At 71.6% G+C, this 17,369-nt stretch carries 18 protein-coding genes and 6 tRNA genes; 9 read left to right on the top strand and 15 right to left on the bottom strand.

The annotated features are described in order from the left end of the window. Position 1 precedes the first annotated feature (1 nt). From ACFCZF_RS13330 to ACFCZF_RS13310, 5 genes are all read right to left on the bottom strand, one after another. Positions 2-892 (bottom strand): carbohydrate ABC transporter permease, encoded by an 891-nt coding sequence (locus tag ACFCZF_RS13330; protein ID WP_376671746.1) that lies wholly within the window; start codon positions 890-892, stop codon positions 2-4. After that, positions 889-1,890: a carbohydrate ABC transporter permease gene (locus tag ACFCZF_RS13325; protein ID WP_376671745.1), complete on the bottom strand. Its 1,002-nt coding sequence runs from the start codon at positions 1,888-1,890 to the stop codon at positions 889-891. Before ACFCZF_RS13325 ends, ACFCZF_RS13330 begins: the two co-directional genes overlap by 4 nt. Next, a complete protein-coding gene (locus ACFCZF_RS13320) occupies positions 1,890-3,191 on the bottom strand; it encodes an ABC transporter substrate-binding protein (RefSeq protein ID WP_376671744.1) in 1,302 nt (433 codons plus the stop codon). Before ACFCZF_RS13320 ends, ACFCZF_RS13325 begins: the two co-directional genes overlap by 1 nt. Before the next feature lie 423 nt (positions 3,192-3,614). Further along, positions 3,615-3,686: transfer RNA gene (locus ACFCZF_RS13315), tRNA-Val, on the bottom strand. Between the two features lie 79 nt (positions 3,687-3,765). After that, a complete protein-coding gene (locus ACFCZF_RS13310) occupies positions 3,766-4,218 on the bottom strand; it encodes a TIGR02611 family protein (protein ID WP_376671743.1) in 453 nt (150 codons plus the stop codon). A 191-nt stretch (positions 4,219-4,409) separates the two neighbouring features. On the opposite strand from ACFCZF_RS13310, the gene ACFCZF_RS13305 reads away from it, so the two are divergent. Both ACFCZF_RS13305 and ACFCZF_RS13300 read left to right on the top strand, forming a co-directional pair. Further along, complete coding sequence (locus ACFCZF_RS13305; RefSeq protein WP_004002642.1) at positions 4,410-4,823, top strand: SsgA family sporulation/cell division regulator; 414 nt, start codon at positions 4,410-4,412, stop codon at positions 4,821-4,823. A gap of 331 nt (positions 4,824-5,154) precedes the next feature. Next, entirely contained in the window at positions 5,155-5,715 is a 561-nt protein-coding gene (locus ACFCZF_RS13300) for a CGNR zinc finger domain-containing protein (protein ID WP_210961498.1), read from the top strand. 87 nt (positions 5,716-5,802) lie between these two features. Here the strand turns inward: ACFCZF_RS13300 and ACFCZF_RS13295 are convergent, their stop codons facing one another. Continuing rightward, on the bottom strand, positions 5,803-5,982 hold the full coding sequence (locus tag ACFCZF_RS13295) for a hypothetical protein (protein ID WP_375917862.1): 180 nt from the start codon (positions 5,980-5,982) through the stop codon (positions 5,803-5,805). A gap of 185 nt (positions 5,983-6,167) precedes the next feature. Then, complete coding sequence (locus ACFCZF_RS13290; protein ID WP_375917924.1) at positions 6,168-6,617, bottom strand: hypothetical protein; 450 nt, start codon at positions 6,615-6,617, stop codon at positions 6,168-6,170. Positions 6,618-6,830: 213 nt separating this feature from the next. On the opposite strand from ACFCZF_RS13290, the gene ACFCZF_RS13285 reads away from it, so the two are divergent. Beyond that, entirely contained in the window at positions 6,831-7,355 is a 525-nt protein-coding gene (locus tag ACFCZF_RS13285) for a DsbA family protein (RefSeq protein ID WP_376671742.1), read from the top strand. A 38-nt stretch (positions 7,356-7,393) separates the two neighbouring features. Here the strand turns inward: ACFCZF_RS13285 and ACFCZF_RS13280 are convergent, their stop codons facing one another. From ACFCZF_RS13280 to ACFCZF_RS13270, 3 genes are read right to left on the bottom strand one after another with little or no spacing between them, the layout of a single operon-like run. Next, positions 7,394-8,218 (bottom strand): GNAT family N-acetyltransferase, encoded by an 825-nt coding sequence (locus tag ACFCZF_RS13280; protein ID WP_376671741.1) that lies wholly within the window; start codon positions 8,216-8,218, stop codon positions 7,394-7,396. 51 nt (positions 8,219-8,269) lie between these two features. Beyond that, positions 8,270-9,091, bottom strand: a complete 822-nt coding sequence (locus tag ACFCZF_RS13275) for an aminotransferase class IV (RefSeq protein WP_376671740.1) — start codon at positions 9,089-9,091, stop codon at positions 8,270-8,272. Next, entirely contained in the window at positions 9,088-10,140 is a 1,053-nt protein-coding gene (locus ACFCZF_RS13270; protein WP_376671739.1) for a chorismate-binding protein, read from the bottom strand. Before ACFCZF_RS13270 ends, ACFCZF_RS13275 begins: the two co-directional genes overlap by 4 nt. A 177-nt stretch (positions 10,141-10,317) precedes the next feature. On the opposite strand from ACFCZF_RS13270, the gene ACFCZF_RS13265 reads away from it, so the two are divergent. The 5 genes from ACFCZF_RS13265 to ACFCZF_RS13245 all read left to right on the top strand — a co-directional run bounded on the left by ACFCZF_RS13265 (position 10,318) and on the right by ACFCZF_RS13245 (position 10,793). Then, positions 10,318-10,390 (top strand) — tRNA-Gly (locus ACFCZF_RS13265). A 38-nt stretch (positions 10,391-10,428) separates the two neighbouring features. Next, positions 10,429-10,502, top strand: a tRNA-Cys gene (locus ACFCZF_RS13260). Between the two features lies 1 nt (position 10,503). Then, positions 10,504-10,575: transfer RNA gene (locus ACFCZF_RS13255), tRNA-Val, on the top strand. A gap of 52 nt (positions 10,576-10,627) precedes the next feature. Beyond that, positions 10,628-10,699, top strand: a tRNA-Val gene (locus ACFCZF_RS13250). 22 nt (positions 10,700-10,721) lie between these two features. Then, a tRNA-Val gene (locus ACFCZF_RS13245) sits at positions 10,722-10,793 on the top strand. 56 nt (positions 10,794-10,849) lie between these two features. Here the strand turns inward: ACFCZF_RS13245 and ACFCZF_RS13240 are convergent. The 3 genes from ACFCZF_RS13240 to ACFCZF_RS13230 form a co-directional block, all read right to left on the bottom strand. Then, positions 10,850-11,140 (bottom strand): zf-TFIIB domain-containing protein, encoded by a 291-nt coding sequence (locus ACFCZF_RS13240; RefSeq protein WP_375917847.1) that lies wholly within the window; start codon positions 11,138-11,140, stop codon positions 10,850-10,852. A 116-nt stretch (positions 11,141-11,256) separates the two neighbouring features. Further along, positions 11,257-12,186, bottom strand: coding sequence for a phosphotransferase family protein (locus ACFCZF_RS13235; protein ID WP_376671738.1), 930 nt, complete (start codon positions 12,184-12,186; stop codon positions 11,257-11,259). Positions 12,187-12,364: 178 nt separating this feature from the next. After that, on the bottom strand, positions 12,365-12,547 hold the full coding sequence (locus ACFCZF_RS13230; RefSeq protein ID WP_310874268.1) for a hypothetical protein: 183 nt from the start codon (positions 12,545-12,547) through the stop codon (positions 12,365-12,367). Between the two features lie 589 nt (positions 12,548-13,136). Here ACFCZF_RS13230 and ACFCZF_RS13225 point away from each other — a divergent pair. Then, positions 13,137-14,612, top strand: coding sequence for a protein kinase (locus ACFCZF_RS13225; protein WP_376671782.1), 1,476 nt, complete (start codon positions 13,137-13,139; stop codon positions 14,610-14,612). Positions 14,613-15,077: 465 nt separating this feature from the next. On the opposite strand, the gene ACFCZF_RS13220 is transcribed toward ACFCZF_RS13225, so the two are convergent. Together ACFCZF_RS13220 and cobA are read right to left on the bottom strand one after the other, a co-directional pair. Next, complete coding sequence (locus tag ACFCZF_RS13220) at positions 15,078-15,896, bottom strand: TrmH family RNA methyltransferase (protein ID WP_376671737.1); 819 nt, start codon at positions 15,894-15,896, stop codon at positions 15,078-15,080. A gap of 1 nt (position 15,897) precedes the next feature. Continuing rightward, positions 15,898-17,130: a uroporphyrinogen-III C-methyltransferase gene (cobA, locus tag ACFCZF_RS13215; protein WP_376671736.1), complete on the bottom strand. Its 1,233-nt coding sequence runs from the start codon at positions 17,128-17,130 to the stop codon at positions 15,898-15,900. Positions 17,131-17,369: the final 239 nt, after the last annotated feature.

Here is a 17,369-nt window from a genome sequence, read left to right as displayed (position 1 = left end):
CTCAGCCCTTCAGACCGGACGTCGCCATGCCGTCGATCAGATAACGCTGGAAGGCCAGGAAGAAGGCGAGGACGGGCAGCAGGGCGACGAGCGACATGGCGATCATGCCGCCGTAGTTCGCCAGCCCTTCCTGGTCCACGAACATCTTCAGGCCGAGGGAGACGGTGTACTTGCCGGGCTCGTTGAGGTAGATCAGCGGGCCCATGAAGTCGTTCCACGAGTTGATGAAGGTGAAGATCGCGCTGGTGATCAGGGCCGGCCTGCACAACGGGAGCACGATCGACCAGTAGATGCGGAAGTGCCCGCAGCCGTCGAGACGCGCGGCCTCGTCCAGTTCCCTGGGCAGGTTGCGCATGAACTGCACCATCAGGAAGACGAAGAACGCCTCCGTGGCCAGGTACTTCCCCAGCAGCAGCGGGGTGTACGTGTTGATCATGTCCATGTTGCGGAACAGCACGTACTGCGGGATGAGGAGCACGTGGTACGGCAGCAGCAGCGTGCCGATCATCAGCGTGAACAGGAGATTGCGGCCCGCGAACCTGATCTTCGCGAAGGCGTAGGCGGTGAGTGAGCAGGACACCACGATCCCGATCACCGAACCGACGGCGAGGAAGAGTGAGTTGAAGAAGAACGTGGAGATCGAGATGTCCGCGATGCCGTCGGCGAGGCTCGTGTAGTTGGAGAGGATCGGGTCGCCCGGGAAGAGGTCCAGGCTGCCGACGATGTCTCCGCTCTCTTTGAAGGAGCCGCCGATCACCCAGAGCACCGGGTAGAGGATCACGGCGAGGATCGCCAGCGATCCGATGTGCCAGGCGAGCGAGCGTGGCAGTCTACGCCGCAGGGCCCCCTTCGCGGGCGGGGCGGGCGTGACGTCGGTGGCCTGCGCGCTCATCGGCCGCCCTCCTCGTAGTGCACCCAGCGCTTCTGCGACCAGAACAGCACCGCGGTGACCAGGGCGACCGCGACCAGCAGCATCCAGGCCATGGCGGAGGCCAGGCCCATGCGGCTGTTCTCGAAGCCCTGGACGTACAGATAACAGGTGTAGACCATCGTGCCGTCCGCGGGACCACAGGCGTTGCCTCCGGCACCGCCGCCGACGATGTAGGCCGAGCTGAAGATCTGGAAGGAGTGGATGGTCTCCAGCAGGACGTTGAAGAAGAGGACCGGGGAGATCATCGGCAGCGTGATGTTCCAGAACTGCCGCAGCTTGCCCGCCCCGTCGACGTCGGCCGCCTCGTACAGCTCGCGCGGCACCTGCTTGAGCCCGGCCAGGAAGATGACCATGGGGGCACCGAACTGCCATACGGTCAGGGCCACCAGGCTGTAGATGATCAGGTCCGGGTCGCCCGTCCAGCCGCCGGCACCGATCCCGAAAAGCCGCTGCGTACGGTCGACGACCGCGTCGTCCGAGAAGATCGCCTTCCACACGATGGCGACGGACACGCTCGCGCCGATCAGTGAAGGGGCGTAGAAGGCGGCCCGGTAGAAGGCCTGTCCGCGCCGCTTCTGCGCCAGCAGCAGTGCGACGCCGAGCGCCGCGATGAGCTTGATCGGGGTGCCGACGACGACGTACCACAGGGTGACCTGGACCGAGTGGCGCCAGCGCGGGTCGCCGAACATCTCGGAGAAGTTGTCCAGGCCGATCCACCTGGGAGCGTCGAACAGGTTGTAGTCGGTGAACGCGAAGTAGAGCGAGGCGACCATCGGTCCCGCCGTGAGCAGCAGGAAACCGGCGATCCAGGGGGACATGAAGAGGTAGCCGGCCAGGTTCTCCCGGCGGCCCCGCCGCATCAGTTCGGCGGGGCGCGGGGGCTTCACCGGACCGTGCCGCGGCTCGGAGTCCTCGGCCAGGTCCTCCGTCGCAGGGGCGTGTGTCACTGCGCTTCCCATCAGCCGGCGAGAGCCGTCTTCGACTCGCTGAAGAACTGCTTCACGGCGTCCTCGACCGACCGCTCGCCGAGCGCCATCTCCTCGGCGATGCGCAGGAAGGCGGCCTCGCAGATGTCGGCACCGTTCGGGTGCGGGGTGATCTGCTCCAGGACGCCCGCCTCGACGAGGGACGCCTCGTAGGCGGCGATCGCCTTGTTGACCGGGTCGGTCGGCTGGTACGCGTCGTACTGGGCCTGCGTCGTCGGGACGCCTCGGTCGTAGCCCATGATCTTGGCGACCTCGGGGTCGTGGACCATGAAGTCGATGAACTGGGCGACTTCCTTGGGGTGCTCGGTGCGCTTGTAGGCACTGAGCATCAGCGAGCCGAGGTACTGGCCCGTCCTCTTGCCGTCCGTGGTGGGGATCGGCGCGAGACCGTACTCGCTCTTGCCCTCGGAGGTGTAGCGGACGGTGAAGTTGTCCCAGGTGAACTCGCTGCCGGCGAGCTCCGCGGAGAGCGCCGACTTGGGCTTGATCTGGGCGACCTTCTTCGGGTCGGCGAACAGACCGGACTTCACGCCCTTCTCCGCCTTCGTCCACCAGGTGGTCAGGTCGGCCTCGGAGAAGCCGAGCCCGTCCTCGGTGAAGAAGGCCTTGCCGTTCTGTCGCAGGTACAGGTCGTAGAGGTACATGACGCCGTACATGCCGCTGTCCCCGGCGCGGCCGGTCCTGTCCCGGATCCTCGTCATCGCCTCGTCGAAGTCGTCCCAGGTCCAGCCCTGTTCGGGCTTGCTGCCTGCCCTGGTGTAGACGGGCTTGTCGATGACGAGGGCCATCAAATTCGAACCGACGGGCACGCCGAGGAGTTTGCCGTCGATCTCACCGAACTTCTCAAGGCCCGCCCGGAAGCCGTCCATGGAGAGGTTTCCCGCCTCGGCCTGCTCGCTCAGGTCGAGCAGGACATTCTTGGCGTCGTATTTCCGGAGAAATCCGATGGCATTCTGGAAGACGTCCGGCGGATTCCCGCCGGAGGCCTGGGTGTTGAACTTCTTCCAGAAGTCGGTGTACGGCTGGAAGTCGGTCTTGACCTTGATCTTGGGGTACTTCTTCTCGAAGAGCGCGATGGTCTTGTTGATACGTTCGGCCCGGTCCTCGGCGCCCCACCATGAGTAACGGATCGTCACCGTTCCGTCCCCCGAGCCGCTGCCGCCGCCGCACGCGGTGGCCGTCGCACCCAGCCCCGCGACGGCCAACGAGGCTCCCGCCGCCTTGAGGATCGTGCGCCTCCCGGTCCGCCTCTCCGCATTCCCGCCCTGCTGCATACGAGCCTCCCCGCGACGTCGCGTCCGCTTCATGAATCGTTTCAAGTAAGCGCTTGCTGGCACAAGTTACGGAGGGCCCGGAGGCGCGTCAATGATTCGGACAGGAATTCATGGACACCGGGCGCGGACGGCGCGGACGACCGTCCCGGCCGCGCCGTCGGCAGCGCCGGAAAAGGCCGAGGTCGACGCGGCGTGGCCGACGGACCGAACGCCGATGGGGCCGTCGGGGCGGGCGGCACGGAAGGTCACGGTTGGGTGAAGAGGCGCGGAAGCGGAACGGCCGCAGAGCCGGCCGGGGTCGCGCCGGGCGTGACGCTCGGGCACGCATCGGGACCGCCTCGGGACCGCCTCGGGACCGCCCGGGCGCACGCACGACAGAACGGCCCGGCTCACGATGGTGAGCCGGGCCGTCTGATGATCCGGTGGGCGATACTGGGTTCGAACCAGTGACCTCTTCGGTGTGAACGAAGCGCTCTCCCACTGAGCTAATCGCCCGGACGCAGGAAGAACATTACCCCATGTCAGGGGGTGCCCGTGACCAGCGGGGGCCGGGTCGCCGGGCCCCCGCCGCGGATCACTGGTCCTTGATCTTCCAGGGCATCTGGAGCCCGAACTTGTACAGGTAGATCGCGGCCAGCACGCACACGATCACCACGCCGATCGAGGTCAGGATGATGTTCCGGCGCCGCACCTTGGGATCCAGAGCGCGCTGCGCCGCCTCGGTGACCTTGCGCTTGGTCCAGCGCAGGACCAGCTGGGCCCAGACGAACTCGGTCGCCCAGATCGCCATGCCGCCGAAGATCACGACCCAGCCCGGTCCGGGCAGCACCAGCATGGCGACGCCGGCCGCCACGACCGCGAGGCCGACGATGAAGACGCCGACCTGCCAGCTCAGGTGCAGGGCGCGGCGCGCCTTGATGAATTCCGGTGCCCGCGAGCCCAGCGCGCGGTCGGCCGCGGCCTCGTCCGTCCCCGTACGGTCTTCCGCCACGACTGCCTCGCCGGGCGTGTTACTCCCCGTGTTCATACAGCCAAACACTACCGGAGCGAAACCTGTCACCGGAATGGGCGCACGACCCGAACGATCTCTCGGCCGGAAGAGTTACGTAAACGCACGCAAAACACTCAGAGGGGTTTACAACGGCACCGTAGGTGGCATGTCGATTTCGCCGACGTGCGAATCCCCGAGCGCACACTGAGCGAAAGGCCCTGGCGCTTATGAACACCACGGTCAGCTGCGAGCTGCACCTGCGCCTCGTTGTGTCGAGCGAGTCCTCCCTGCCTGTCCCCGCAGGCCTGCGGTACGACACGGCCGACCCCTACGCCGTGCACGCCACCTTCCACACCGGAGCCGAGGAGACCGTCGAGTGGGTGTTCGCCCGCGACCTCCTCGCCGAAGGTCTCCACCGCCCCACCGGCACCGGCGACGTCCGTGTCTGGCCGTCGCGCAGTCACGGCCAGGGCGTCGTGTGCATCGCCCTGAGTTCCCCGGAGGGCGAGGCGCTGCTCGAGGCCCCGGCACGGGCCCTGGAGTCCTTCCTGAAGCGCACAGACGCCGCCGTGCCGCCCGGCACGGAACACCGGCACTTCGATCTCGATCAGGAGCTCTCGCACATCCTGGCGGAAAGCTAGGGCGAGGCACCGTGAAGCCGCCCGTCGCCGTCGACTCGGGGTGACGGCACGGGCCCGGACAACCGCATACGGCACACACCGGCGTCGTCGCCGCGGATCTCCGCGGGGGCGGCGCCGGTGCGCGTGCGGCGCCCGGACCGCACACGTCCGGCCTCGCGCCGCCTCCTGCCGCCTCCTGCCGCCTCTCCGGGGAACGAAGGCAGGCCGGTCGCCGTTGTACCGGCGACCGACGGCCGGGACCGCGATCGGAGCCGGTTGGCCCGCCGCGGAAGCCACTACCATCGGCCAGCATCGGCGGGCGCCCGCCCGACCCCAGGCCAGGGAGCGAAATGTGCTGATCACCCACGACACCCGGTGCGCCCTCGACACCGTGGTGGATCTGGTGAACACCGTGCCGGAGGACGAATCGGCGCCGGACGGACTGCCGGATGTGGCGGCCCTCCAGGAATTTGTGGGAACGCACGAAATCAGCGACGTCGGCGTGCTCTCGGAGCTCGACCTCTCGGCGGTGCGCAAGATCCGCGGTCGGTTCGCGGCGGTCTTCGCGGCCCCCGAGGCCAGGGCCGCGGCGGGACTGATCAACGACCTGGTCGCCGCCGCCGGAACCACGCCCCGGCTCACCGACCACGACGGCTACGACTGGCACATCCACTACTTCGCGCCCGGCGCCTCCGTCGCGGACCACCTGGCCGCCGACTGCGGAATGGCGCTGGCGTTCTTCGTCGTCGCCGGGGAGCAGGAGCGGCTGCGGCGGTGCGAGGCGCCCGACTGCCGGCGCGCCTTCGTCGACCTGTCCCGGAACCGCTCGCGACGGTACTGCGACAGCCGCACATGCGGAAACCGCTTGCACGTGGCGGCGTACCGAGCACGGCGCAAAGAGGCGGCGGGCTGACGCCGCCCTTCCTGGCCGGCGCGGACTCCGATGCCCTTGGTGGCGACGCGGTCCCCGGCGGGTGGCGCCGGGGAACGCGGGTACGGCTCACAGCAACAGCAGATCGTGCAACGAAGCCATGAGCAGCAGACACCCGATCACCGCAAGGAAGATCATGAGCGGTGGCTGGGAAAGGGCGAAGAGGCAGCCGCGCGGTTCGCTCCGCGTCCGCGCGGTTTCGCTCTGTCTCGGGTCCAGCTGGGTATCCAGCTGAGTGGTGTCCGGCATCTCGCCGCGATGATGACGCAGCACGCCGGGCCTACGCGATCAACACGCCCGTAAAGACCGGGTGTTCGTCGAATGTCGCGCTGTCCGGTCGGATCGTGATCATTCCGGAGCACGCTCTGACGGCCTCGGACCGCTGTGTCGTTTCAGTCCGGGACGTCGACGGCCGGTCGGCGGTCAGCCGACGGTCAGATCCCGTGCTTCTTCAGGATCGCCTCGATGTCGCTGAAGTCGTCCTCACCGCGGGACGTCGTCGCAGGTCGGGACTCGGGCCGGGCGGCCGGGCGGGAGCCGGCACCCAGGGAGGGCTCCGAGGCCGCCGGGGCGACCGCGTCGCGCTGTGCGGCGGCGCGGGCCTCCTTGCGTTCCTTGCGGGTGCCGCCGCGGCGGCGCTCCACGGTGCGCGTGGTCATGAACAGCACCCAGGACACACCCAGCACCGCGAAGCCGGCCCAGGCGACCGGGCTGAAGGCCGTGTCGGCCAGCCACTCGACGACCCCGGTCATCACCAGGCCGACCGGGACGAGGGAGTAGGCGGCGATGCGGGCCGCGGTGAGGAAGCGCCTGCGGTACGCGGTGACCGCCGCGATGCCCAGGCCTGCCGCGGACACCGCGGAGCAGACGGTCTCGGCAATCATCCGGTCCTCCAGGCTGGGCTCGGTCGGGCATGAGTACTTCTGTCCCTTCCATCCTGCACCGTCCGGACGCCGTGGGGCCATGCTCCGGCCCGAGATCAGGGAGATCTCGGGGTCGGCTCCTCCCCAGGTGCCGGTGGCCGTCGTACGACGGTGCCCCGACCACCGTTACGACGGTGGTCGGGGTGCCGTCCCGCCGGCTGGGAGAATGACAGCATGAGCGACTCCTCCCCCGCCCGTCCCGCCGCGCCCGTCCTCGACGTCTGGTGCGAGCTCCAGTGCCCGGACTGCCGCACCGCCCTGGACGACCTCCGCGCCCTGCGCGCCCGCTACGGCGACCGCCTGGAGCTGCGGCTGCGGCACTTCCCCCTGGAGAAGCACAAGCACTCCTTCGCCGCCGCGCAGGCCGCCGAGGAGGCCGTCGCCCAGGGGCAGGGGTGGCCGTACGCCGAGGCCGTGCTGGACCGGGTGGCGGAGCTGGACCGCAAGGGGGAAAGCCTCCTGGTGGAGGTGGCCCGGGATCTGGGGCTGGACGCGGAGGAGTTCGACACCGCGCTGATCGACGGCCGGCACATCCTGATCGTCGACGCCGACCAGGCCGAGGGCAAGGCGATCGGCGTGACCGGCACCCCCACGTACGTGATCGGCGGCGAGCGCCTCGACGGCGGCAAGAGCCAGGAGGGGCTGCGCGAGCGCGTCGAGGAGATCGCGGACCGGCTGCTGGCCGAACAGCGGGACTGAGCCGGGCACACTCCCCTCGGCCCCACCCCCACCCGCTGTCAGAGCAGCGGTTTGTAGAAGCTGTACCGCGTCGTCCCGTAGCCGAGCGACTCGTAGAGGCGCTCGGCCGCGGTGTTCCCCGCGAAGACGTTGAGCCCGATCAGTGCCCGGCCCGCCGCGATCGCCTGCGCCTCGGCCAGCAGCATCAGCGTGCGGCCGTGTCCCCGGCCCCGGTGGGCCGCGTCGGCCTCGACGTCGAAGACGTAGGCCCGGCCCTCGTACAGCGCCAGCCACAGGACACCGACCCGCGTCCCCTCGTGCTCCAGCACGCTGAACAGCATGTCCTCCGTGTCCAGCCCCTGCGGCAGCAGCGTCTCGTGATCACGGCGCGCCTTCTCGTGGGCCTCCGCCTCGGGCATTCCCCGCTCGATCCAGGTCCGGGCGTACTGCTCCGACCCATAGGCGTGCCAGGCGCCGAACTCGTCCGGTGTCATGGGCCGCGCTCGGCTGTCCGCGGGCAGGGCGGGCGGGGTGTCGCCGAGCGGCTTGGTCATGCCGCGGGTGCGCAGGACGTAGCCGAGCGTCTGGGCGAGCCGCAGGCCCGCCACGGCGTCGGGGGCGACGCTCGCCTCGATCTGCCCGCAGCCCCAGCCCCGCGCGATCTCCTCGGCCGCGAGGGCGGCCACCGTGCCACGGCCGCGCCGGCGGTCCGGTTCGTCGATGCGCAGTTTGTGGATCACGGCCACCGAGTCACCGAAGGCCTTCGAGGTGCCGAGGTGTATCGCGCCGACGGGACGGCTGTTCACGCACACCTGGTAGTGGCGTGAACGCGTTCCGTCGGCGGCGCGCTGAAGCGGCTCGGTCGGCCGCAGGGTCGTGGTCATCACGGGTGTTCTACCCGCGGGGGGTGCGAAGTGCAGCCGAATATCCGTGCTTTACGGGTCCAGGTCGTCCCCGGACCGCTCCTCGAAGATCCTCATGGCCTTCGCGGTCACCGGTCCCGGGGCGCCCGGCGGTTCACGGTCGTCGACGCGGTGCACGGCCTGCACGTCCCGCAGCGTGGAGGTCAGGAAGACCTCGTCGGCGCGGTCCAGGACGTCCAGCGGCAGATCGGTCTCGCGGGCGCCGGTCCACTCGACGGCAAGGGCCCGGGTGATTCCGGCGAGGCAGCCGGAGGCGACCGGTGGGGTGTGGATCTCGCCGTCGAGGACGACGAAGACGTTCGACCCGGTGCCCTCGCACAGTTGCCCCACCGTGTTGCCGAACAGCGCCTCCGAGGCGCCCCGTTCACGGGCGCGGGCGAGGGCGACGACGTTCTCGGCGTAGGAGGTGGTCTTCAGCCCGGTGAGCGCGCCGCGCTCGTTGCGGGTCCAGGGCACCGTGATGACGGCCGTGGAGTCGGGGCGGCGGCCGGTCTCGCCGAGGGCGACGACCAGGGTCGGGCCGTGCTCGCCGCGGTCGGAGCCGAGCGGGCCGTGGCCGCCGGTGTAGGTGACGCGCAGCCGGCCCAGCGGCATGGGGTTGGCTTCGAGGACGGCGGCGCAGCCGCGGCGCACCTCGTCGAGGTCGGGATCGGGCAGACCCAGGCCGCGGGCCGAACGGGTCAGCCGGTCGAGGTGCCGGGTCAGCGCGAACGGCCTGCCGTCCACCGCCTTCACCGTCTCGAAGATGCCGTCGCCCACGGTCAGTCCGTGGTCGAGGACGGAGACGCGGGCGGACTCGATGTCCTGCAGCCCGCCGTCGAGCCAGATCTTCACGTCAGTAGCGCCTCTCCGCTTCCGTTCACCTCGTACGCGCCCGACGCTACCGCGAGCAGCCGGGACGCCTTCAGTTCGGTCTCCCGCCACTCCCCCTCGGGGTCGGACCCCCAGGTGATGCCGGCGCCGGTGCCGAAGCGCAGGAGTGCCGCGGCACGGTCGATCCAGAAGGTACGGATGCCTACGGCCAGCTCACCGCTCCCCCGGTCGGCGTCGACCCAGCCGATGCCCCCGCAGTACGGGCCCCGGGGCGCGGTCTCCAGGGCGTCGATGATCCGCAGGGCGCTCGACTTGGGCGCGCCGGTGACGGAACCGGGCGGAAAGGCCGCGTCGAGCAGCTCCGGCCAGCCGGCGCCCGCGCGCAGCTCGCCGCGTACCGACGACACCAGGTGCACGAGACCCGGGTGCTTCTCGACGGCGCAGAGGTCGGGCACCGTCACGGTCCCGGTGGCGCAGACCCGTCCGATGTCGTTGCGGACCAGGTCCACGATCATCACGTTCTCGGCATAGTCCTTCTCCAGCAGATCGGCCTCGGTCCGCCCGGTCCCCTTGATCGGCCCGCACTCGACGACCCGGCCGTCCCGGCGCAGGAACAGCTCGGGCGACGCGGTGGCGATCTCGACGCCGTGCCCGGGCAGCCGGATCGTTCCCGCGTACGGCGCCGGGTTGCCGCGGGCCAGCAGGGCGGTGAGGGCGTCCACGTCGGCGCCGGGGGCGACGGGCGCCGAGAGGACCCGGCAGAGGTTGGCCTGGTAGACCTCGCCGGCGGCTATGTGCTCGCGGATGCGCCGTACGGCCGCCGTGTACGCGGTGCGGTCGAGGGAGGACGCCCAGTCACCGACGGCGGGTCCCCGCCACCCGCCCGGTACCGGCGCCGGTACCGGGGCGGTCCGCACCTCGGCGAAGCGTGCGCAGGTCAGACGGCCTTCGAAGTCCGCGCAGACGGCCCAGAAACCCGTGGAGTCGAGGGCGGCGGGATCGCTCGTGACGTCGAGGAGACCGGTGGCGAGGCGGTCGCCGAAGCGGGCGAGGGGAGGGAGGTCGAGCACGTTGTCGAGTCTAGGCCGGTGTCCCGGAGGTGACCCGAACCTGTCCTTCCGGGTGCCCTGACCAGGTCCGCGAGCGGACGCACCGCAGCACGCTGCACAAACGCGTTTTTGTACTGGCCCCGGAATCCGCTAGAGTTCATGACGTCGCCGGGACGCGCAAGCGGACCGCACCGACAGGCGGACGTAGCTCAGTTGGTAGAGCGCAACCTTGCCAAGGTTGAGGTCGCGAGTTCGAACCTCGTCGTCCGCTCGCAGGAACAGGGGGCCTCCCGGGTCCCCTACACTCCTGGTGGAGTGGCCGAGAGGCGAGGCAACGGCCTGCAAAGCCGTCTACACGGGTTCAAATCCCGTCTCCACCTCCAAGGACGATTAGCTCAGCGGGAGAGCGCTTCCCTGACACGGAAGAGGTCACTGGTTCAATCCCAGTATCGTCCACTGATCCGCAAGGATCATCGACCTGTATGGATCACCGATCCGTATGGACCCCGCGCGATTAGCTCAGCGGGAGAGCGCTTCCCTGACACGGAAGAGGTCACTGGTTCAATCCCAGTATCGCGCACGCAGCACTCGCACCACTCCCAGGACGATTAGCTCAGCGGGAGAGCGCTTCCCTGACACGGAAGAGGTCACTGGTTCAATCCCAGTATCGTCCACACACCGAAGCCCCGGCCGTTCCGTACGGTCGGGGCTTCGTCGTGCGTCCGCTCGCTCAGCTGGAGAAGAGCATGCGGCCGAAGCCCTTCTGACGGTGGTGACCGTGGTGCCCGTGGTGGCCGTGCTGCGGGGCGCCCCAGGCGGGAGCCGGAGCGGCCGGGTAGGCCTGCGGCGCGGCGGGCGGGGCCGGCGGCGGAGCGGACTGGGACCACTGGGCTTCCAGGCGGGTCAGCGACTCCAGCTCGCCGTAGTCGAGAAAGATCCCGCGGCAACCGCTGCACTGCTCGATCTGAACGCCGTTGCGGTTGTAGGTGTGCATCGGTGCGTGACACTTGGGGCACTGCATGCTCGGCTCAACTCCTCGCCGGTCGGTCCTGCTTCGCGTTTCGCCAGGACAGACTCTGTCCGGCCGCGGGTCGGTTGCACCCTACTTCGCGAAACTTCGGCTCAACCTCGTGGGGCTCAGGGGCCGACGGCGGCCATCCGGGCGCAGGCGTCGACCAGTGACCGTTCCACCTCGTCCAGGGGCCGGTCGGCCGCGACCGCCTTGGCGACCGCCCGGGCGGCGGTCTGCGCGGTGAGGGCGCGGGCCGGGACGTCCAGGGCCGGCCAGGGGTCGCCGTGCGGCGGGACGGCCGGGCCGCCGGCCGCGCGATAGGCGCCCAGGAAGCGGTGCCAGTCGTCGGGCGGCAGCAGTCCGCAGGCGTACCAGGCCGCCGGGCGGGCCAGGTCCCACGCCGGGACGCCGGTGCCGAGGTCGTCGACGTCTATCAGCAGCCAGGGCCCCTCGGGCGCGGGGTGGCGTATGAACTGGCCGAGGTGGAGGTCGCCGTGGCAGAGCGTGGTCGTGTCCGGCATGGCGGCCTCCCCGCGGGCCCAGGCGGGGAGGGTGGCCCAGGCGTGCAGCACGGGGGCGGTGGCGGGGTGGTGCGGGGCGGCGGTCCGGAGACGGGCGACGGCCTGCGCGGCCTTCGCGGGGCCGCGCATGGGGGGTACGGCGGTGGGGGCCGGAGTCCGGTGGAGGCGGGCGAGGAGGGTGGCCGCGGCCTCCCAGGGCGCCGCGTCCGGATCGTCCGGGTCCACGGGTGTGCCGTACGGCCAGGACGTGACGAGCCGCCCGTGCAGGGCCACCGGCGCCGGGGCGAGCGGGGGCAGGAGGATGCCGGGGAGGCGGGCGGCGACGGTGACGCGGAGGGCCAGCTCGGCGGGGTCGGCGTCCGCCGCGTGAGCCTTGGCGACGATCCCGGCGTGCCGGACGACGGTGGCGTCGGGGCGGTCGGCGAGGGTGGCGTCGGCAAGGGGGGCAGCGCCGCAGGGGCAGTCCGGGGCGCCGGCGTGGGCCGTCTCCCTGACGCGGGCCGTCAGGGCGGGCAGGAGGTGGTCCGTTGTCACGGGGTGAGGGTACGCAGGCGTCCGCCCGCCGCAGCCTCTCAGCCCTGGGGGCAAAAGCAATGCCGGCGCAGCTCCCCAGCTGCGCCGGCATTTTGCCGTCCGCCGCACCCCCGTCCCCACGGGGTTTCATGGATGGATGTCCCCGCCCGGACCGCTCTTCCGGGCCTGGGGTCGCCGCTCAGCGCCCCAGCATCACACCCACGGACGACGCTTGTGTGGCCACTGTCTCCCACCCGTCGAAGACGAGGAGGAGCAGGACCGCCAGGGGCAGGGCCATGAGCGTCGCCACCGCGGGGTGGCGACGTCCCTGACGGCGGCTTCGCCGCGTGCGGACCAGCGTCCGCGGTACCGTCTGGGCCATGGTCCCTCTCCTGACCGATTCCGTTGTCTCCGGCAGCGGCGGGCGTCTGACCTCGGGGGACGAGTGCTGCACCCGCCGCTTGACCTCAAATCTAGGCGTCCGGCGCTCCTCGGACGTCATGCCCTCGTACCGATTGCCGGGCCTCCCGGAGGATGAGCCATCACCAGCGGTGTACTCCCCTGGGTGGAGACCGGCTCCCCGGTCTCGGGGTCTTCCCGGAGGGGGAGCCCGCCGTGCCCCGGTATCTCCGCGCCGTCCGGTGACTTCGCTCACTTCCGCCGGGTCCGGGCGCACCCCCGTCTCCGCCCCGCGCACGACCTCGTCCGCCGCCACGCCGCGGAGGCGGGGCGCCTCCCCGGTGTCCTCCGCCACCCCCACCCGCTCCTCCTCCCCCGGTCCAATCCCCGCCCCATGGCGGGCGGTTGGGATCACCGTCGGATCGGTACCGAGCCGCTCACACGGTCCCTGACCGCTCCTCAACTCTCGCACCCGGCACTGACAATCCGTCGTTCCGAGAGGGCGCGGCCTCTGCGCGCGGGCGGCCGTGGAAACGTAAGCTGTGGCTCGTCACAGGGACCGGGCAGCGGGGATGAACATGGCGATGATGCGCCTGAGGCGCGAGGACCCGCGCGTCGTCGGCTCGTTCAGGCTTCACAGGCGGCTCGGCGCGGGTGGAATGGGCGTGGTCTACCTGGGCTCCGACAAGAAGGGGCAGCGGGTCGCGCTGAAGGTCATCCGGCCGGACCTCGCCGAGGACCAGGAGTTCCGCTCGCGGTTCGCCCGTGAGGTCTCGGCGGCCCGGCGCATCCGCGGCGGCTGCACCGCCCGGCTGGTCGCCGCGGACCTGGAGGCGGACCGGCCGTGGTTCGCCACGCAGTACGTGCCCGGCCCCTCCCTGCACGACAAGGTCGCCGACGGAGGCCCGCTCGGCGCGGCGGACGTCGCCGCCGTGGGCGCCGCCCTGTCCGAGGGACTGGTCGCCGTGCACGAGGCCGGGGTGGTGCACCGGGACCTGAAGCCGTCCAACATCCTGCTGTCCCCGAAGGGGCCGCGGATCATCGACTTCGGCATCGCCTGGGCGACGGGCGCCTCCACGCTCACGCACGTCGGCACCGCGGTCGGCTCCCCCGGGTTCCTCGCGCCGGAGCAGGTGCGCGGGGCGGCGGTCACACCGGCCACGGACGTGTTCTCGCTCGGCGCCACACTGGCGTACGCCTCGATGGGCGACTCGCCCTTCGGGCACGGCAGTTCCGAGGTCATGCTGTACCGCGTGGTGCACGAGGAGGCCCAGCTGCACGGCATCCCCGACGCCGTCGCCCCGCTGGTACGGGCGTGCCTGGCCAAGGACCCCGAGGAGCGCCCCAGCACGCTGCAACTGTCGCTGCGGCTGAAGGAGATCGCCGCCCGGGAGGCGCAGGGCCTGGCCGACGTACGGCCGCCCGCGCCGCGCAGCGGAGAGGCGGACCTGCCCACGGGGCGGCTCGCCGACACCTACCCGGAGCGTGCTCAGCGGCGTCCGCAGGGCCGGCCGGGCGCACAGGGCACGCCCGCGCCGCGGAGCGCTCCGGGGGGCGGCCGGGGCCCGGCTCCGGCACGCGGCGGCGATCCGTCGCGCGGTGCCGACCCGTCGCGCGGCGGCTCACCCTCGCGCGGTGGCACGCCGTCCCGCAACGGGTCCGCCGCCCGGGGCGGCAGCGCCTCGCGCGGCGGCGGAGCGGGGGCGCGGTCCGGGTCGCGGCCCACTCCCGCCTCCCGCAACACCACCGGCCGGAACTCCTCCCGCAACGACAGCGGCGGACGGTCCGCGCCGCGCAGCGGAGCCGGCCGTACGGCGCCGAGGACCACGGGAACCCGTTGGCGACGGCCCGCCAACCCGCGGCTGCTGCGGCAGCGTCTGTTCGTGTTCGTCGTCGTGACGCTGCTGGTCGCGCTGGGCATCGCCGCCGCGCAGGGCTGCCAGGGGCCGGCGCGGGGGCTCGGCGACGAACGGGGCGGCGTACGGGCGCAGCAGGAGCGGGTGGCCGTAGGGAACCATGCTTCCGGACACCGGGCGTCCGGGCTGTAGACGGGGCGGGGTTCGGACCGTCGACGGGCTGCGGACGGGACAGGGGGGCGGACCGTCGACGGGCAGTGGTCGGGTGGGGCGGACCATCGACGGGGTGCAGACCTTTGACGAGCTGTAGACGGACGGGGTGCGGACGGTCGACGGGCTGCGGACCGACGGGTCCGGACGGACGGCGATCGGCCCGTGGTCCTCGGCCGAGTGACCGGGGCCTGCCCGAGTGACCGAGGCCTGGGCCGAGTGATCGGCGCGTAGGCCCGGTGGCCGGCGCGTAGGCCCCGGTGGTCGACGCGTAGGGCCGGTGGTCGACGCGTAGGGCCGGTGGTCGACGCGTAGGGCCCGGTGGTCGACGCGTAGGGCCCGGTGGTCGACGCGTAGGGCCCGGTGGTCGACGCGTAGGCCCGGTGGTCGACGCGTAGGGCCCGGTGGCCGACGCGTAGGGCCCGGTGGCCGGTCGGCCTGCCGGTTCTATGCCGAAGGTCGGCCCGTCGCCACCGCGTAGAAGGCGACCGCTGCCGCCGCGCCCACGTTGAGGGAGTCGACGCCGTGGGACATCGGGATGCGGACCCACTCGTCGGAGGCGGCCAGGGCGCGCCGGGAGAGGCCGTCACCCTCGGCGCCCAGCATGAGTGCCACCCGGTCCATCCGGTGTGGGGCGACCTCGTCGAGGGCCTTGGCGCGGTCGTCGGGGGTGAGGGCGAGGAGCGTGAAGCCCGCCTCGCGGACCGTCTCCAGGCCGGTCGGCCAGGTGTCGAGGCGGGCGTACGGCACGGAGAAGACCGCGCCCATCGAGACCTTGACGCTCCGCCGGTACAGGGGGTCCGCGCAGTCCGGGGAGAGCAGGACCGCGTCCATGCCGAGGGCGGCTGCGGAGCGGAAGATGGCGCCGATGTTGGTGTGGTCGTTGACCGACTCCATGACGACGGCACGGCGGGCGGTCCGCAGCAGGTCCGCCGCCGTGGGAAGCGGCTTGCGCTGCATGGAGGCGAGGGCGCCGCGGTGCACGTGGTAGCCGGTGACCTGTTCGGCGAGCGCGGGGTCGACGACGTACACCGGGGCCGGGGCCTCGTCGATGATGTCGCGCATGGTGTCGACCCACTTGGCCGAGAGCAGCATCGAGCGCATCGCGTAGCCCGCTTCGCCGGCCCGTCGGATGACCTTTTCGCCCTCGGCGATGAACAGGCCTTCGGCGGGTTCGCGGCGGCGGCGCAGTTCGACGTCGGTCAGGCCGGTGTAGTCGTGCAGGCGGGGGTCGTCGGGCTCGTCGATCGTGATGAGGTCGGCCATGTCACGCCGTCCCGTGCGGGCCGACGCCGACGACCTCGCCGACGACGATGACGGCGGGCGGCCTGACCTCCTGCGCGACGACCGTCTCGGCGACCGTGGCCAGGGTCGCGTCGACTCGGCGCTGGGCCGCCGTCGTGCCCTCCTGGACGAGGGCCACCGGGGTCTCGGGCGACCTGCCGTGCGCGACGAGGGTCTCGGCGATCCGGCCGATCTTGTCGACGCCCATGAGGATCACGAGCGTGCCGGTGAGTTTGGCGAGTGACGGCCAGTCGACCAGGGAGCGCTCGTCGTCGGGGGCGACGTGCCCGCTGACCACGGTGAACTCGTGGGCGACGCCCCGGTGGGTGACCGGGATGCCGGCCGCGCCGGGGACCGAGATGGAACTGGAGATGCCGGGGACGACGGTGCACGGGATGCCCGCCTCGGCGAGCGCCTGCGCCTCCTCCATGCCCCGGCCGAAGACGAACGGGTCGCCGCCCTTGAGGCGTACGACCGCCTTGCCCTGCTTGGCGTGCTCGATCAGCGCGTTGTTGATGGCCTCCTGGGCCATGAAACGGCCGTACGGGATCTTCGCCGCGTCGATGACCTCCACGTGCGGCGGCAGTTCGGCGAGCAGGTCGCGCGGGCCGAGCCGGTCGGCGATGACGACGTCGGCCTCGGCGAGCAGACGGCGGCCCCGGACGGTGATCAGGTCCGGGTCGCCGGGGCCGCCGCCCACCAGGGCGACTCCGGCGGTGCGGGTGCGGTGGTGCGGGGCGACCAGGGTACCGTCGCGCAGGCCCTCCACGACCGCGTCCCGGATGGCGGCGGTGTGGCGGGGGTCGCGGCCGCGGGCGTTCGTGGTGAGCACGGCGACGGTGACGCCCTCGCTGTGGCCGGTCGCCGGGGTCCAGGCGGTGGCCCGGTCGGCGTCGTCGGAGCGGACGCACCACACGCGGTGCCGCTCGGCCTCGGCGGAGGCGGCGGCGTTGGCCTCGGTGTCGCTGGTGGCGATCAGGGCGTACCAGGCGTCCGCGAGGTCGCCTTCCGCGTACGGGCGCTTCTCCCAGGCGATCTCGCCCGCGTCCGCCATGGCCTCCACCGACGGGGTCGCCTCCGGGGAGACGAGGCGGATGTCCGCGCCCGCCGCGATGAGGGCGGGCAGGCGGCGCTGGGCGACCTGGCCGCCACCGAGGACGACCACGCGACGGCCGGTGAGGCGGAGGCCTACGGGGTAGGCGGGGTGTTCGGCCATGAGGGAGGGCTCCTCGTCCTGGCGGTGCGGTGGGCGCTGCGGCGATGGAGCGGCCCTGACGTGGGGATACGTGCGGATTCTAGGAGACGTGCGGAGGCGGCACGAGGTCGGTCCAGAGTACGGCGGGGGCGGGGGGGGGGCGGGGGGGCACCCCCCCTGCCGCCCCCCCACTACCCCGGCTGGGGTCATTCTCTTGTAACCCCACCAAATCTAACGCCGCGGCCTCGTGCATTGCCCGC

The sequence above is a fragment of the Streptomyces sp. NPDC056296 genome (assembly GCF_042268605.1).
Classification (GTDB): domain Bacteria; phylum Actinomycetota; class Actinomycetes; order Streptomycetales; family Streptomycetaceae; genus Streptomyces.
Note: the sequence above shows the minus strand (reverse complement) of the source record. Positions and strands in the feature narration are given on the sequence as shown.

Coding starts and splice junctions, on each gene's coding strand:
- ACFCZF_RS13295 (WP_375917862.1), bottom strand. CDS start 5,982: ATGCCGGACACCACTCAGCTGGATACCCAGCTGGACCCGAGACAGAGC.
- ACFCZF_RS13225 (WP_376671782.1), top strand. CDS start 13,137: ATGAACATGGCGATGATGCGCCTGAGGCGCGAGGACCCGCGCGTCGTC.
- ACFCZF_RS13290 (WP_375917924.1), bottom strand. CDS start 6,617: ATGATTGCCGAGACCGTCTGCTCCGCGGTGTCCGCGGCAGGCCTGGGC.
- ACFCZF_RS13240 (WP_375917847.1), bottom strand. CDS start 11,140: ATGCAGTGCCCCAAGTGTCACGCACCGATGCACACCTACAACCGCAAC.
- ACFCZF_RS13230 (WP_310874268.1), bottom strand. CDS start 12,547: ATGGCCCAGACGGTACCGCGGACGCTGGTCCGCACGCGGCGAAGCCGC.
- ACFCZF_RS13305 (WP_004002642.1), top strand. CDS start 4,410: ATGAACACCACGGTCAGCTGCGAGCTGCACCTGCGCCTCGTTGTGTCG.
- ACFCZF_RS13285 (WP_376671742.1), top strand. CDS start 6,831: ATGAGCGACTCCTCCCCCGCCCGTCCCGCCGCGCCCGTCCTCGACGTC.
- ACFCZF_RS13220 (WP_376671737.1), bottom strand. CDS start 15,896: ATGGCCGACCTCATCACGATCGACGAGCCCGACGACCCCCGCCTGCAC.
- cobA (WP_376671736.1), bottom strand. CDS start 17,130: ATGGCCGAACACCCCGCCTACCCCGTAGGCCTCCGCCTCACCGGCCGT.
- ACFCZF_RS13280 (WP_376671741.1), bottom strand. CDS start 8,218: ATGACCACGACCCTGCGGCCGACCGAGCCGCTTCAGCGCGCCGCCGAC.
- ACFCZF_RS13330 (WP_376671746.1), bottom strand. CDS start 892: ATGAGCGCGCAGGCCACCGACGTCACGCCCGCCCCGCCCGCGAAGGGG.
- ACFCZF_RS13310 (WP_376671743.1), bottom strand. CDS start 4,218: ATGAACACGGGGAGTAACACGCCCGGCGAGGCAGTCGTGGCGGAAGAC.
- ACFCZF_RS13320 (WP_376671744.1), bottom strand. CDS start 3,191: ATGCAGCAGGGCGGGAATGCGGAGAGGCGGACCGGGAGGCGCACGATC.
- ACFCZF_RS13325 (WP_376671745.1), bottom strand. CDS start 1,890: ATGGGAAGCGCAGTGACACACGCCCCTGCGACGGAGGACCTGGCCGAG.